This is a genomic window from Micromonospora noduli (genome assembly GCF_003264475.1).
In the GTDB taxonomy this organism is placed as follows: domain Bacteria; phylum Actinomycetota; class Actinomycetes; order Mycobacteriales; family Micromonosporaceae; genus Micromonospora; species Micromonospora noduli.
In genome coordinates, this window is the sequence record NZ_PYAC01000001.1 from 565,507 (window position 1) to 581,278 (window position 15,772).

General features: G+C 70.0%; 10 protein-coding genes. 3 read left to right on the top strand and 7 right to left on the bottom strand.

Annotated elements, in window-relative coordinates; translation table 11 throughout:
- Positions 1-786 precede the first annotated feature (786 nt).
- Together MED15_RS02420 and MED15_RS33985 are read left to right on the top strand one after the other, a co-directional pair.
- Complete coding sequence (locus MED15_RS02420) at positions 787-2,406, top strand: pectate lyase family protein (RefSeq protein WP_244220334.1); 1,620 nt, start codon at positions 787-789, stop codon at positions 2,404-2,406.
- 31 nt (positions 2,407-2,437) lie between these two features.
- Positions 2,438-4,954 carry a pectate lyase family protein gene (locus MED15_RS33985; RefSeq protein ID WP_244220335.1) on the top strand — a complete coding sequence of 839 codons (2,517 nt, stop codon included), beginning with the start codon at positions 2,438-2,440 and terminating at the stop codon, positions 4,952-4,954.
- A gap of 86 nt (positions 4,955-5,040) precedes the next feature.
- On the opposite strand, the gene MED15_RS02430 is transcribed toward MED15_RS33985, so the two are convergent.
- From MED15_RS02430 to MED15_RS02460, 7 genes are all read right to left on the bottom strand, one after another.
- Positions 5,041-6,477, bottom strand: coding sequence for a rhamnulokinase (locus MED15_RS02430; RefSeq protein ID WP_112605303.1), 1,437 nt, complete (start codon positions 6,475-6,477; stop codon positions 5,041-5,043).
- Complete coding sequence (locus MED15_RS02435) at positions 6,477-8,510, bottom strand: bifunctional aldolase/short-chain dehydrogenase (protein ID WP_112730576.1); 2,034 nt, start codon at positions 8,508-8,510, stop codon at positions 6,477-6,479. The genes MED15_RS02430 and MED15_RS02435 overlap by 1 nt, the downstream gene beginning before the upstream one ends.
- 37 nt (positions 8,511-8,547) lie before the next feature.
- Entirely contained in the window at positions 8,548-9,729 is a 1,182-nt protein-coding gene (gene rhaI / locus MED15_RS02440) for an L-rhamnose isomerase (RefSeq protein ID WP_112730574.1), read from the bottom strand.
- A gap of 64 nt (positions 9,730-9,793) precedes the next feature.
- A complete protein-coding gene (rhaS, locus tag MED15_RS02445) occupies positions 9,794-10,879 on the bottom strand; it encodes a rhamnose ABC transporter substrate-binding protein (RefSeq protein WP_112730572.1) in 1,086 nt (361 codons plus the stop codon).
- 38 nt (positions 10,880-10,917) lie between these two features.
- Complete coding sequence (locus MED15_RS02450) at positions 10,918-11,973, bottom strand: ABC transporter permease (protein ID WP_112734698.1); 1,056 nt, start codon at positions 11,971-11,973, stop codon at positions 10,918-10,920.
- Complete coding sequence (locus MED15_RS02455) at positions 11,963-13,024, bottom strand: ABC transporter permease (RefSeq protein ID WP_112605312.1); 1,062 nt, start codon at positions 13,022-13,024, stop codon at positions 11,963-11,965. The genes MED15_RS02450 and MED15_RS02455 overlap by 11 nt, the downstream gene beginning before the upstream one ends.
- Entirely contained in the window at positions 13,021-14,544 is a 1,524-nt protein-coding gene (locus MED15_RS02460; protein ID WP_112734699.1) for a sugar ABC transporter ATP-binding protein, read from the bottom strand. The genes MED15_RS02455 and MED15_RS02460 overlap by 4 nt, the downstream gene beginning before the upstream one ends.
- Before the next feature lie 195 nt (positions 14,545-14,739).
- On the opposite strand from MED15_RS02460, the gene MED15_RS02465 reads away from it, so the two are divergent.
- On the top strand, positions 14,740-15,771 hold the full coding sequence (locus MED15_RS02465; protein ID WP_112734700.1) for a LacI family DNA-binding transcriptional regulator: 1,032 nt from the start codon (positions 14,740-14,742) through the stop codon (positions 15,769-15,771).
- Position 15,772 lies beyond the last annotated feature (1 nt).

Below are 15,772 nucleotides of genomic sequence, written 5' to 3' on the forward strand. Positions count from 1 at the left end.
CGGGCCGCGGCGGCGAGCCCGAGCCGGTCCGCGGCGCCTGGACGTCGGCGTCACGGGGCAGGGGCGAGCGCCGGATCGGTCGGCGATCCGTGGCGGTGGGGTGCGAGGGCGGAAAGCGCTTTCCGGAACCCATGCTAGGCGCGATGATTAATTCATGTCAATCAACGGATCTTCGTTTCCTGCAAACGGTTGTTGCATTGATCATGGTCTACGTTCATGATCTCGTCAGCAGCAGGGGGCGGCAAGACGGCTCCCATCCTCACCAACGGGGGTAAATGCCGCAGGTTCGCGGCAGGGCATTGACGTCCATCCAGCTTCTGTGGTTCCTTCGCTGCAAACCTTTGCAGGCTCGGGAGGTGATTGCCGGTGCCAGCGACGGCCATCAACCAAGGCCTCCGCACCCCGCGCCGACACGCCGCCGCACCGCCCGACGGTTCGTTCGACCGACTGACGGCAAGCGCCGGCGGAGGCCGCCCCGCCGGGCCCGCGCCACGAAACACCGGTTGAGCACAGGAAAGCCACGACAACTGAACACCAGCCGCCGCTAAAGATGCGTTGAAAGGCTGCAGAGAACGGGTGCGACCGTTCGGTGGGAATCGCACCGAATAAAGGACAGCTCGGCCGCCAGCGGCCGGGCAATACGCATTTCCCGAATAGTCTGCAACATACCTGCACACTCAATTCATTGACTCTCGCCAGTACGTCTCCCTACCGTTCGTGTATGGCTCATTTCAATTCCGTTACGCCGACGGAAATCTGAGCCCGCCACCACCACCAGGGAGGCCCATGATGAAATCTTTGAACCCTCGGGGCCGGCCGAGGCCCCGGCTGATCGCGGCGGCGCTCGCCGCCGGAGCGCTCGCCGCCACAGCGGTGCTCATCGCCACCCCGCCCGCCTTCGCCGACACGCTGCTCAGCGACGACTTCTCCGACGGCAACTCGACGGGCTGGTCGCGGTCGGGAGGCAGCTGGTCGGTGGTGACCGACGGTTCACTGGCCTTTCGGCAGTCCGGTACCAGCAGCGACGCCCGGGCGTTGACCTCCGCCCCGGGCTGGACGGACTACGGCGTCCAGGCGCGGGTCAGACCCACCGGGTTCGGCGGCACGAACCGGCACGTCGGGGTGATCGCCCGGGCACAGAACAGCAGCAGCTACTACGCGCTGGCGGTCACCGCCAGCGGCGGCGTGCAACTGCTCCGGCGCGCCGGTGGAGACCCGGTGGCGCTCGACTCGGCCGCCGGCGGCGTGACCACCGGCAGCTGGGCCACACTGCGCCTGGAGGCCGTGGGCACGACACTGCGGGGCTACGTCAACGGCGCACTGGTGGTCGAGGCGACCGACAGCGCGTTCGCCGCCGGCCGCGCCGGGCTCGCCACGTCGTACGCCAGCGCCTCCTTCGACGACGTCCGGGTGGACACCGAGACCGGAGCGCCTGGGGAGCCGCCGGGCGAGCCGACACTGCCACCCACCGAGCCGCCACTGGACCCGGGCGCACCGCCGATCGGCTTCGCGTCGGTGAACGCGCTCGGCCAGAACGGCACCACCGGCGGCGCTGGCGGTCCGACAGTCACCGTCGACACCGCCGCCGAGTTCCTCGCCGCGATCGGGACCGCCGGCGCCTTGAACATCCGGGTCAGCGGCGTGATCGCGCTACCCGGCCCGATGCACGACGTGACCTCGGACAAGACGATCGTCGGCGTGGGCGCCAGCTCGGGCATCACCGGCGGCGGCCTGAACATCGGCCTGCCGGTGAGCACGGCGACCAGCCCGCCCGCCAACGCGGTGCACAACGTGATCGTCCGCAACCTGAACTTCCGCAACACGGTGGACGACGCGATAAACGTGCAGATGTTCTCGCACCACATCTGGATCGACCACAACGACCTGGCGTACGGCTACGACGGACTGATCGACATCAAGCGTGGCGCCAGCTACGTCACCGTCTCCTGGAACCACACCCACCATCACACGAAGAACATGCTGCTCGGACACGACGACAGCAACGCCGCCCAGGACACCAGCTATCTGAAGGTGACCTACCACCACAACTGGTTCGACCGGACGCCGCAGCGCAACCCGCGGGTCCGTTTCGGCGAGCCGGTGCACGTGTTCAACAACTACTTCGTCTACAACACCGACGTCGGGGTCGCCTGCCAGCTCAACTCGGGCTGCGTGGTCGAGGGCAACTACTTCGAGGACGTCGAGGTGCCGTGGTCGATCAGCTACGCCGGGTCCAAGGGTCGGCTGATCGCCCGGAACAACGTGCTCGCCGGCACCAGCGAGCCGGGTGACGCGGGTGGCTCGGTGCAGGAGCCCAGCACCTACTACCCGTACACGGTCACCGATCCGAACACCATCAAGTCGCTCGTCTCGGCCGGCTCCGGCACCGGAAAGCTCGGCTTCTAGCAGCGACAGCTCCCACCACCAAGGAGGTTCCGTGCACACCACCGAAACCTGGCGAAGGCATCGCCGAGGTCTCCTGCTCACCATCGGGGCCGCGCTCGCCGCGGTCGCCCTCGCCCTCGGCATGGGCGCCACCGGCGCCTACGCCGACACCCTCTTCACCGACGACTTCGAGGACGGCAACGCCACCGGATGGACCGCGTCCGGGGGAAGCTGGACGGTCGCCACCGACGGCTCCCGCGTCTACCGGCAGTCCGGCACCAGCAGCGACGCCCGGTCGTTGGCCGGTACGGCGAGCTGGACCGACTACTCGGTCCAGGCCACCGTCAAGCCGACCGCGTTCAACGGCTCCAACCGCTTCGTCGCGCTGCTGGCCCGGGCGCAGAGCAGTACGAGCTACTACTACCTGGCTCTGCGCAGCAACAACACCGTCGAGCTCAAGCGGCTCAGCGGGGGCTCCAGCACCACGCTGGACAGCGCCGCGACCACGGTGACCGTCGGCACCGCGTACACGCTGCGGATCGACGTCGCCGGCAGCTCGCTGAAGGGCTACGTCAACGGCACCCTGCTGACCGAGGCCACCGACAGCCAGTTCGCCAGCGGCCGGATCGGTGTCGCCACCTTCAACGCCAGCGCGAACTTCGACAACGTCCAGGTCACCAGCGCCACCCCCGGGCCGGACCCGACCGACCCGACGCCGACCCCGCCCGGTGACCCGGGCACGAACGTGGCGGACGGCTGGGCGTCGGTCGACGCCTGGGGTCAGAACGGCACCACCGGTGGGGCCGGGGGCCCGACCGTCACGGTGACCACCGCGGCGCAGTTCATCGCCGAGGCCGCCTCCGCCGGTCCGAAGATCATCCAGGTCAGCGGACTGATCGCCCTGCCCGGCCCGATGCACGAGGTCACCTCGGACAAGACGATCGTCGGGCTCGGCGCCAACTCAGGCTTCACCGGCGGCGGCCTCAACATCGGCCTGCCGATCGACAACGCGGTCACCAGCCCGCCCGCGAACGCCGTGCACAACGTGATCCTGCGGAACCTCAACTTCCGCAACTGGGCCGACGACGCGATGAACGTGCAGATGTTCTCCCACCACATCTGGATCGACCACAACACCTGGACCACCGGCTCGGACGGCGGCCTCGACATCAAGCGCGGCTCGTCGTACGTGACGGTGTCCTACAACCACGCCGACGGCACCAACAAGAACATGCTGCTCGGGCACGACGACGGCAACGCCGCGCAGGACACCGGACGGCTGAAGGTCTCCTACCACCACAACTTCTTCGACGAGACCCGTCAGCGCAACCCCCGCGTCCGCTTCGGCGACCAGGTGCACGTCTACAGCAACTACTACCTCAACACCGGTGACTACGGTGTCGCCGCGACGGAGAACTCCGGCGTGATCGTGGAGGGCAACTACTTCGAGAACGTCGACGACCCGTACCACCTGGCCGAGGCCGACTCCGGCCCCGGTCGGCTCGTCGCCCGCAACAACTGCCTCATCAACTCGGGCGCGGGTGAGACCGGCGGCAGCGTGACCAACCCGCCGTACGCGTACACCATCACCACCGCCTGCGACATCAAGGCCGTCGTGACCGCGCAGGCCGGGGTCGGCAAGGTCGGCCTGCCGGGCGGGCCGACCAGCCCGCCCCCGACGACCCCTCCCCCGACCACCCCGCCGCCGACCACCCCACCGCAGACCGGCCTGGTCGGCTGGGCCACCCAGAACGGTGGCACCACCGGCGGCGCGGGTGGCCAGACGGTCACCGTCTCCGACGGCCCGGCGCTCGCCGACGCCCTGGAGTCGGCAGCACCGCTGATCATCCGGGTGCAGGGTTCGCTCACCATGCCGGACAAGATGAACGACGTCCGGTCCAACAAGACAGTGCTCGGCGTCGGCAACGCCACGCTGGACAACGGGCTGAACGTCAGCAGCGCCAGCAACGTCATCATCCGCAACCTCACCTTCCGGGGCTGGGACGACGACGCGGTCAACGTGCAGAACTCGCGCAACGTCTGGATCGACCACAACACCTTCGACGGCGGCTACGACGGCGCGTTGGACATCAAGCGGGAGTCCGACTTCGTCACCGTCTCGTGGAACCGGGTCACCAACCACACCAAGAGCATGCTGCTCGGCCACGACGACGGCTTCACCGCCGACATCGGGCACCTGCGGGTGACCTACCACCACAACTGGTTCGACGGCAGCAAGGAGCGGCACCCCCGGGTCCGGTTCGGCGACCCGGTGCACGTGTTCAACAACTACTACTTCGGCGCGGACTACGGGGTCGCGTCCACCATGGGCGCCGGTGTACTCGTCGAGGGCAACTACTTCGAGAACGTGACCCGGCCGACAGCGGTCGGCTACGCCGAATCGGACCCGGGCGACCTCGTCCAGCGCAACAACGTCTTCGTCAACTCCGGTGCGCCGGAGAGCGCGGGCGACGTCGCGGCCATCCCCTACTCCTACCAACTCGACGCCGCCAGCGGTGTGAAGGCGAGCGTCACCGCAGGTGCCGGCGCCGGACGCATCACGGTCTGACCCGTTGAACGGGGCGGCGGTCACCGGACCGCCGCCCCGTTCCTGCCTGTGCAGCGCACCGGTCAGATCGCCAACCGCCCGCACGCTCAGTCCGCCCATCCGAGCCTTCGGGTTGCGGCGCGCCACGCCGTCGCGTCGGGGCGTGGCTCGTACCGCACGATCTGTTGCGTTCCGCGCAGCACGGACCGCAGCTCGGCCAGGCCACCGCCGATCACGCCGAGGGTCCGGGCCTGCACCAGGGCGTTGCCCAGGGCGGTGGCCTCGACCGGCCCGGCGAGGACCGGCAGGCCGCAGGCGTCGGCGGTGAGCTGACAGAGCAGGTCGTTGCGGGCGCCGCCGCCGACGACGTGCACCGCGTCGACGTGCCGACCGGAGAGCTGCTGCGCTTGCTGGACGGCGCGCCGGTGCGCCAACGCGAGGCTGTCCAGGATGCACCGGACGGTCGCCGCCGGGTGCTCCGGCACCGGCTCGCCGGTACGTCGACAGGTCTCGGCGATGCGGGCGGGCAGGTCACCGGGTGGCAGGAACGTGGGGTCGTCCGGATCGACCACGGACCGGAAGGCCGGCTGTTCGGCCGCCTGACGGAGCAGGGCGGGCAGGTCCGTGGTGCCCCAGGTACGCAGTGACTCCTGCAGCGGCCAGAGGCCCATCACGTTACGTAGGTAGCGGAACGTGCCGTCGACGCCGGATTCGTTAGTGAAGTTGGCCCGCCGGCTCGCCTCGGTGAGCACCGGGGCGTCCAGCTCGACGCCGACCAGCGACCAGGTGCCGCAGGAGATGTAGGCGAAGTGCTCACCCACCGCCGGCACTCCCACCACGGCCGAGGCCGTGTCGTGCGATCCCACCGCCACCACCTCGGGCGTTCCGGGCAGATCGAGCGTGGGCAGCACGGGGCCGATCGGGGTTCCCGGCTCGCGCAGCGGCGGGAACATCTCGCCGCGGATCCCCGCGTCGGCCATCAGGTCGGTGGCCCAGGTGCGGCGGCGCAGGTCGTACAGCTGGGTGGTGGAGGCGTTGGTGACCTCGGCGCCGATCACACCGGTGAGCCAGTAGGCGATGAGGTCCGGGATCAGCAGCAGCCGGTGCGCGGCCTCCAGCTGAGGCGTTCCGGCGGCGGCGACGAGCTGGTAGAGGGTGTTGAACGGCAGGTGTTGCAGCCCGGTAGTGGCATACAGCCGCGCCGGGCCGAGCTGCTTCGCCACCCGGTCACCGACGCCCTCGGTACGCCCGTCGCGGTAGTGCACCGGATTGCCGAGCAGAGCACCCGTGGCGTCGAGCAACCCGTAGTCCACCGCCCAGGTGTCGATGCCGAGACCGGCGACCGGACCGGCGGCGCGCAGCCCCTCCAGGACGCCCCGGTAGAGCGCCAGGACGTCCCAGTGCAGGGTGCCTGCTACCCGCACCGGATCGTTGCGGAACCGGTGCGCCTCGGTCAGCTCCAGCGTCCCTGGCCCGACACGAGCGAGCATGACCCGGCCGCTGGACGCGCCCACGTCCACGGCGGCCAGTCGCACGGCGGTCATCAGCGGAGGAAGGCTGCGGCGACCCCGGCGTCCACCGGGATGTGCAGCCCCGTGGTGTGCGACAACTCGCCGCCGGTGAGCACGAAGACCGCGTTGGCGACGTGCTCGGGCAGCACCTCGCGCTTGAGCAGCGTGCGCTGGGCGTAGAACTCGCCCAGCTTCTCCTCCGGCACGCCGTAGACGGCGGCCCGCTGCGCACCCCAGCCCCCGGCGAAGATGCCGGAACCGCGGACCACCCCGTCCGGGTTGACACCGTTGACCCGGATGCCGTGGCCGCCGAGTTCGGCGGCGAGCAGGCGGACCTGGTGCGCCTGGTCGGCCTTGGCCGCGCCGTACGCCACGTTGTTCGGGCCGGCGAACAGCGAGTTCTTGCTGGAGATGTAGACGATGTCACCGCCCATCCCCTGCGCCAGCAGCACCCGCGCGGCCTCCCGCGAGACGAGGAAGGAGCCCTTGGCCATCACGTCGTGCTGGACGTCCCAGTCCGCCTCGGTCGTCTCCAGCAGCGACCTGGACAGCGAGAGCCCGGCATTGTTCACGACCAGGTCCACTCCACCGAAGGCGAGCACCGCGTCGCGCAGGGCGTTCGCGACGGCCGTACCGTCGCTGACATCGACGGCGACGGCGACCGCCGCGTCGGTGCCGCCGATCTCCGTGGCGACGGCGCCGGCCGCCTCGGCGTCGCGGTCGGCGACCACGACGCAGGCGCCCTCCGCGGCGAGCCGGTGGGCGATGGCCCGGCCGATGCCGGAGCCACCGCCGGTGACGAACGCGATCCGCGTGGCGAGGGCCTTCGGCTTCGGCATCCGCTGAAGCTTCGCCTCCTCCAACGCCCAGTACTCGATCCGAAACTTCTCGGCCTCGTCGATCGGCGCGTAGCGGGACACGGACTCCGCGCCGCGCATCACGTTGATGGCGTTGACGTAGAACTCGCCGGCGACCCGGGCGGTCTGCTTGGTGGCACCGAAACTGAACATGCCCACGCCCGGCACCAGCACGACCGCCGGATCGGCACCACGCATCGCGGGGCTGTCCGGACCGGCGTGCCGCTCGTAGTACGCGCGGTAGTCGTCACGGTAGGCGGCGTGCAACTCGCTGAGGCGGGTGAGCACGGCCTCGACGGGGGCGGTGGGCGGCAGGTCGAGCACCATCGGACGGACTTTGGTACGCAGGAAGTGGTCCGGGCAGGAGGTGCCCAGGGCGGCGAGTGCGCGGTGCTTCTCCCGCGCGACGAAGTCGAGCACCACGTCACTGTCATCGAAGTGGCCCACCTGCGGCCTGTCGGTGGACGCCAGACCCCGCAGTACCGGGAACAGCGCCGCCGCCCGACGCCGACGTTCGTCCGGTGGCAGCGGCTGGTAGCCGGCGATGACCGGGCCGAACGGTTCAGCCTGGCCCCGCTCGTCGAGGAACGCCTGTGCGTCCCGGATCATCTCCAGCGAGTTGCGTTCGCACTCGTCGCTGGTCGCGCCCCAGGCCGTGATGCCGTGCCCGCCGAGGATCACACCGATCGCGCGTGGGTTGGCCCGCGCCGCCGCGGCGATGTCGAGGCCGAGTTGGAAACCCGGTCGTCGCCAGGGAATCCACAGCACCCGGTCGCCGAAGATCTCCTTGGTCAGCTTCTGCCCGTCCTCGGCGGTGGCGATCGCGATTCCGGCGTCGGGGTGCAGGTGGTCGACGTGCGCGGCGTCGACGAGGCCGTGCATGGCGGTGTCGATGGACGGCGCGGCACCGCCCCGGCCGTGCAGGCAGTAGTCGAACGCGGCGACCATCTCGTCCTCGCGCTCCACGCCGGGGTAGACGTCGACGAGGGCGCGGAGGCGGTCCAGCCGCAGCGCGGCCAACCCGGACGCGGTGAGCGTGCCGAGGTCACCGCCGGAGCCCTTGACCCAGAGCAGCTCGACCGGACCGCCGGTGGCCGGGTCGGTGACCGCACCCTTGGCCGAGGTGTTGCCCCCGGCGTAGTTCGTCGTGGTCGGGTCCGCGCCGAGCCGGTTGCTGCGCGCGATCAGCGCCTGAACCTCGGATTGCATGGTCCTCACGTCCTCAGTCTGCGAATCTGGGTGGCGATCAGGCGCCCCAGCCGGCCTGTTGGCCGCCAGCGCGTTCGGCGCGGATCCGCTCGAAGTAGCCGGAGCGGGCGTACGCGGCCATCGGGTCCGGATCCAGGCCAACCTCCGCGCGCAGGTCGGCGAGCAGCGGTCGGACGTCGCTGTTGTACGCGTCCATCAGCACGGCGTTCGCGGCGAGCACGTCGCCGCTGCGCTGTGCGGCGGCCAACGCGTTCGCGTCGACGAGGAGGGCCTTCGCCGTGGCCTCCTGCACGTTGAGCACCGAGCGGATGATGGCGGGGATCTTCGCCTCGATGTTGTGGCACTGGTCGAGCATGAAGGCGATGCCGGCTTCCGGCGCCAGTGCGTCGCCACGGACGATCTCGTACATGATCCGGAACAGCTGGAACGGGTCCGCCGAACCGACCATCAGATCGTCGTCGGCGTAGAAGCGTGAGTTGAAGTCGAACGCGCCGAGCTTGCCGGCCCGCAGTAGGAACGCGACGATGAACTCGATGTTCGTACCGGGGGCGTGGTGCCCGGTGTCGATGACCACCTGCGCCTTCGGCCCCAGTTCCAGGCAGTGCGCGTACGCGGTGCCCCAGTCCGGCACGTCGGTGCTGTAGAACGCCGGCTCGAACAGCTTGTACTCCAGCAGCAGCCGCTGGTCGTCGCCGAGCCGGTCGTACGTCTCGCGCAGCGCCGCCGCGAGCCGGTCCTGCCGGGTGCGGATGTCGTCCTGGCCCGGGTAGTTGGTGCCGTCGGAGAACCAGAGCTTCAGGTCGCGGGATCCGGTGCGGTCCATGATGTCCACACACTCGAGCAGGTGGTCGACGGCCTTGCGGCGTACCCCCGGATCGGGGTTGGTGACGCTGCCCAGCTTGTAGTCGTTGTCCTGAAAGACGTTGGCGTTGATCGCGCCCAGGGCGACGCCGCGCTCCGCCGCGTACGCGGCCAGCTCGGCGTAGTCGTCGACCCGGTCCCACGGGATGTGCAGCGCCACAGTGGGTGCGATGCCGGTGAGCTGGTGTACGACCGCCGCGTCGGCGACCTTCTCGTACGGGTTACGCGGCACCCCCTCCTGCGGGAAGACCTTGAACCGGGTTCCAGAGTTGGCGTACGCCCAGGATGGCGTCTCGATCCGCTGGGACCGCAGGGCCTGCCTGACCCGTTCGAGGGTCTGCGTGTCGGGCAGCGTCATGGTGTCTCTCCCGTCGGCTCCCCGGTCGGTGCACGGCGTGCGCCGGCACCGACCGGAAGGGCGCTCAGAACTGGAACTGGTCGATGTTGTTCTTGTCGAACACGGTGGGCGGGCCGAGGATGACCACCCCGTCCTTGGCGACGGTGAACTCGCCGAGCTTGCCGGCCTTGAACTTGTCGCCCTCGGCGCCGGTGATCTGACCGGAGGCCAGGGCCGCACCGGTGTACGCGGCGAGGTAGCCGAGGTCGGCCGGGCTCCACAGGGCGAACGCGTCGACAGTGCCGTCCTTGACGTACTGGCGCATCTGGTTCGGCGTGCCCAGGCCGGTCAGCTTGACCTTGCCCTTGTACTGCGACCCGCTGAGGTAGCGGGCGGCGGCGGCGACACCGACGGTGGTGGGCGAGATGATGCCCTTGAGGTTCGGGTACGACTGCAGCAGGCCCTGGGTCTCCTGGAAGGACTTCTGGTCGTCGTCGTTGCCGTACGCCACGGTGACCAGCTTGATCTTGCTGTACTCGGGCTTCGCCAGCTCGGTCTTCATCAACGCGATCCAGGCGTTCTGGTTGGTCGCGTTGGCGGTGGCGGAGAGGATCGCGATCTCGCCGGCACCACCGATCTGCTCCGAGATGAGCTTGACCTGGTTCTCGGCGATGCCCTCGGCGGTGACCTGGTTGACGAAGACCTGGCGGCACTCCGGCTTGGTGTCCGAGTCGAAGGTGACGATCTTCGCGCCGGCCGCCTTCGCCTGGTTCAGCGCCCCGCAGATCGCGTTCGGGTCGTTGGCCGAGGTGACGATCACGTCCATGCCCTGCTGGGACAGGGTGTTGATGTAGCTGACCTGGGACGAGGCGCTGGCCTCGGAGGGACCGACCTCCTTGAACTCACCCTTGATCTCGGTGACCGCGTCCTTGCCGCCGTTGTCCGAGACCGTGAAGTACGGGTTGTTGAGCTGCTTCGGCAGGAAGGCGATCTTGAGTCCTTCCCGGAGAGCGGCGTTGGGATTGGCGGCGCCCCCGGCCTGGTTGCCGGCACCGGCGTCGTTGTCGGTGTCGTCCCGGGTGGTGCCGCCACAGGCCGTGGCGCTGAGCAGCAGTGCGACGAGAGTGAGGCTGGTGGCCCCGACGCGGAGCCCTCTGCGGTACGCGGACATCGTCATCCTTCCGGGGGTGGTTGGTGCGCGGGGGAACGTCACGACCCGGCGGGCTGCCGCTGTCGTCGACGGTGCAGCCGGACGCGGAGGTCCGCGACGGCGTTGGGCAGTACGACGGATGCGATGAGCAGAGTGCCGGTGACGATCGTCAGCGCGTTGGCGTCGACGTCGGCTAGTTGCAGCGCGTTGCGCAGGACTCCGAGGAGCAGCACGCCGGCCAGCACACCGAGCAGACCACCCCGACCCCCGAAGATCGACACACCGCCGAGCAGGACAGCGGTCACCACTGTCAACTCCAGGCCGGTGGCGTTGTCGCCCCGGGCGCTGGCGTAGCGCAGGGTCCAGAAGATGCCGACCAGCCCACAGACGGCACCCGAGACCACGAAGAGCCAGAACTTCGTCCGGGCGACCGAGACGCCGGTGAACGTGGCGGCCTGGTCGTTGTTGCCCATGGCGTAGAGCGCACGGCCGGCCGGTGTGGCGTGCAGCACGACCGCGAACACCACCGCGAGCAGCAGCAGCGGCACGATGACGACCGGAACGGAGGTGCCGGGGATGGCGCGCACCATGGCGGTCGTCCAGTCGGCGGGGAAGTCTGCGACGGCCTGGTCGCCGAGCACGACGAAGGACAGGCCGCGGTAGAGGGCGAGCGTGCCGATGGTGACCGCCAGCGACGGCAGGCCGAAGCCGGTGACGAAGAGGCCGTTCACCGCGCCGAGCACGGCGCCGAGCAGCACCACGAGGACGCAGATCAACTCCAGGGACAGCCCGCTGGAGAGCCAGAGCTGACCCATCAGGGTGCTGCTCAGGCCCACCATGCTGGCGACTGAGAGGTCGATCTCGCCGGTGATCACGATCAGGGTCATCGGTAGCGCGATGAGCGCCAGCGGCACCAGGTCCAGCAGCAGGAACTGGGCATTGCGGCCGGTGGCGAAATTTTCCACGGTCAGGCCGGCGAGCAGCACGACAACCACGAGAGCGGCGACGATCACCGCGTCCCAGGACCCGAGCAGCCCGCGCAGGCTGGCGATGCGGCCCGCGCCGGGCTCGGCCTCGGTGGTGGGCGGTGCCGCGTACAGGCTGTCATGCGCCATGGGCGCTTCTCCCTCGGAGCCGGGCCGCCACCCGCAGGGCCAGGAGCCGGTCCAACCCGATGGCGGCAAGGATGAGTGCGCCGACCACGGCCTGCTGCCAGAACGGGTCGATGCGCAGAACGGCGAGCGAGCTGCCGATCGTGGTCAGCAGCACGGCGCCGAGCGCCGCGCCGTACGCGCTGCCGCTGCCGCCGAAGATCGCCACTCCGCCAACCACGGCAGCGGCGACGACCTGGAGCTCCAGCCCGGTCCCGGCGGCCGCGTCCAGGGTGCCGAACCGGGCCGCGTACAGGACGCCGGCGAGGCCAGCGAGGGCGCCGTTGGCCACGAAGACGGCGAAGACCCGCCGCCCCACCGGGATGCCGGAGAGGCGCGCCGCGGCCGGTTCGGAACCGATCGCGTAGAGCTCCCGGCCGCTCCGGTAGGACCGCAGGTAGAAACCGATGACGGCCACGACGCCCACTGCGACGAGGAAGAGCACGGGTACGCCGAGCACCGTCTGGTTGCCCAGCCGCAGGAACGACTGTGGCATGTCGGCGGCGTTGATCTGCCGCCCGGACGCCCAGTAGTAGTCGATGCCCCGGAAGGCGTAGAGGGTGCCGAGGGTGATGACCAGCGCGGGCACCCGGGCCACCGCGATCAGGCCGCCGTTGACGACCCCGCACAGCGCGCCCAACGCGATACCCAGGACGAGCGCCACCGGCCACGGGGTGCCGGGGGCGGAGACGAACAGCGTGCCGGTGGCGAAGGCGACCAGGCCCAGGATCGAGCCGACGGAGAGGTCGACGTTGCGGGTGACGATGACCAGGGTCTGGCCGACCGCCAGGATCACCAGGATCGCGCAGCCCAGCAGGAGGTCCTTGACGCTCTGACCGCTCAGGAATCGGTCGTTGCGCAGCGTCGTGACCAGTACCAGCAGGCCGAGCGCGATCAGCAGGCTCAGCTCGCGTACGGCCAGCAGCCGCTCGGTGAGGCCACGGCGCCGCCGGCCGGGGTCGGTCGGGGCGCGCCCGGCGGTCTGGACTGGCGCTTCGGCGTCGGTGGGGCTCACGCGACTGCTCCTTGACCGGTGGCGGCGAACATGATCGAGGTTTCGTCCGCCTCGGCCCGGGACAGCTCGCGGACCAGCCGCCCCTCGTGCATGACGAGAACCCGGTCGGCCATCCCGAGCACCTCGGGCAGTTCACTGCTGATCATCACGATGGCCAGACCTTCGCCGGCCAACTCGGAGAGCAGGCGGTGCACCTCGGCCTTGGTCCCGACGTCGATGCCACGGGTGGGTTCGTCGACGATCAGGACCCGTGGTTCGGTGGCCAGCCACTTGGCGAGTACGACCTTCTGCTGGTTGCCTCCGGAGAGGGTCGCCACGGGGGCCCCGAGCCGGCCGCCCTTCACCTGTAGCCGCCGGGTCCAGCGGTGGGCCTCGGACCGCTCGGCGCCACCGAGCAGGAGACCCAGCCGACTCAGTGCCCGGCGGCGGGCCAGGGTGGTGTTGCGTTCCACCGACAACTCCATCACCAGGCCCTGCTGTCGACGGTCCTCGGGGACCAGCGCCATGCCGGCGGCGATCGCCCGGCCCGGGTTCCCGGCCGGTACGGCCCGGCCGGCCACCAGCACCGCACCCGTGTCGTAGCGGTCGACGCCGAACACGGCCCGGGCGACCTCGCTGCGCCCGGCACCGACCAGCCCGGCGAGGGCGACGATCTCCCCACCCCGGACGGAGAACGACACGTCGGCGAAGACCCCGGTCCGGGTCAGCCCACGGACCTCCAGCAGCGTGTCCCGCAACTCGGCGTCCTGCTTCGGGTAGAGCGAGGAGACGTCCCGACCGACCATGCGCCGCACCACCTCGTCGACGGTGAGGTCGGTGGCGGCGTCGCTGGAGACCCAGGCGCCGTCACGGAGCACTGTGATGCGGTGGCACAGGTCGAACACCTCGTCGAACCGGTGCGAGATGAACAGCACCGCGGCCCCGCGCTCGCAGAGCGACCGGGTGACCGCGAACAGACGCTCGACCTCCACACCGGACAGCGCTGCGGTGGGCTCGTCCATGACCAGGACCCGGGCATCGAAGGAGATCGCCTTGGCGATCTCCACGAGTTGCTGGTCGGCGATGGAGAGCCCGCGAGCGGGTCGGGTCGGGTCGATCCGGACGCCCAGCCGTTGGAAGAGCGCCGCCGCGTCGCGGTTCATCGTCGCGGTGTCGATGCGGCGTAGACCGCGAAGCGGTTGCCGGCCCATGAAGATGTTCTCCGCCACCGACAGGTCCGGGAAGAGCGTCGGCTCCTGGTAGATGACGGCGATGCCGGCGGCCCGGGCGTCGCCGGGGCCGCGTAGGCGCAGCGGCTGCCCGTCGAGGGTCATCTCGCCGGAGTCTCGGTCGTGCGCGCCGGCCAGGATCTTCACCAGTGTGGACTTGCCGGCTCCGTTCTCACCGACCAGGGCGTGCGCCTCGCCGGAGTGCAGCGCCAGGTGCACCCCGCGCAGCGCGGCGACGGCCCCGAAGGACTTCGTCACGCCGTCGAGTACCAGCAGCGGAGCGCGGTCCGTGTCCGGTGCTTCGGCGGTCATGCGACCTCCTCCTGAATCGTTTCACGCATCGACATGGACCGTATGGGCCGGTCTTCGAGAGCGTCAAGAGTTTCACTGTCATTTCTTGCTTGTTGCCACACCGAGGCGAATAGATGAACCGTTTTAGCCGCTATAGACTGCCGGGCGGACCGGTCGGCGCGGGCCGCGACCACCGCACCAGGCATCGAGGGAGTCATGGCAACGGCGAACATCAAGGAGGTCGCCCGGCACGCCGGCGTCTCCCTCGGCACCGTGAGCAACGTGCTCAACCGGCCCGACACGGTCGCCCCCGCCACCCGCCAGCGGGTGCTCGACGCCATCACCACCCTCGGTTACGTCCGCAACGACTCCGCGCGTCAACTACGTGCCGGGCACAGTCGCACCGTCGCCATAGTGGTGCTGGACGTGGCCAACCCGTTCTTCACCGACGTCGTGCGGGGCGCCGAACAGGTGATCGAGGAAGCCGGCGCCATGCTCGTCGTCTGCAACAGTGGCGAGGACAGCGCCCGGGAACGCCGCCACCTCGAGTTGCTGGAGGAGCAGCGGGTCCGGGGCGTCCTCATCACCCCGGTCGGTCACGGCCCCCAGCCCAACCTGGACAAGCTCATCGACAGGGGCATCCCGGTGGTGCTGGTGGACCGGGGCACGGGCCGCGCGAACCGCTGCTCGGTGGCGGTCGACGACGTCCTCGGTGGCCGACTCGCCATGGACCACCTGCTGGACCAGGGGCACCAGCGCATCGCCTACCTCGGTGGCCCGGTCTCCATCGCCCAGGTCGCCGACCGGCACGCCGGAGCCGCCGCAGCGCTGAAGGAACGCGGCGGCACCGCAGAACTCCTGGTGGCTGTCACCGGCAGCCTGACCGTCGCCGCCGGCCGACGTGCCGCCGAGGAGCTGCTGGCCCTACCGGCCCGGCAGCGCCCCACCGCCGTGTTCTGCGCCAACGACCTGCTCGCTCTCGGCGTACTCCAGGAACTGACCGCGCGTGGGCTGCGGGTGCCGGCCGACGTGGCCATCGTCGGCTACGACGACATCGAGTTCGCCGACGCGGCGGCGGTGCCGCTGTCGTCGGTACGCCAGCCGCGCGACCAGCTCGGCCGCACCGCGGCGGAGCTACTGCTGGACGAGGCCGATTCCGGCGACACGCACCGGCACCGGCACGTGGTCTTCCAGCCCGAGCTGGTCGTCCGCCGATCCAGCGACCAGCCCCGACGCACCCGACGCTGAT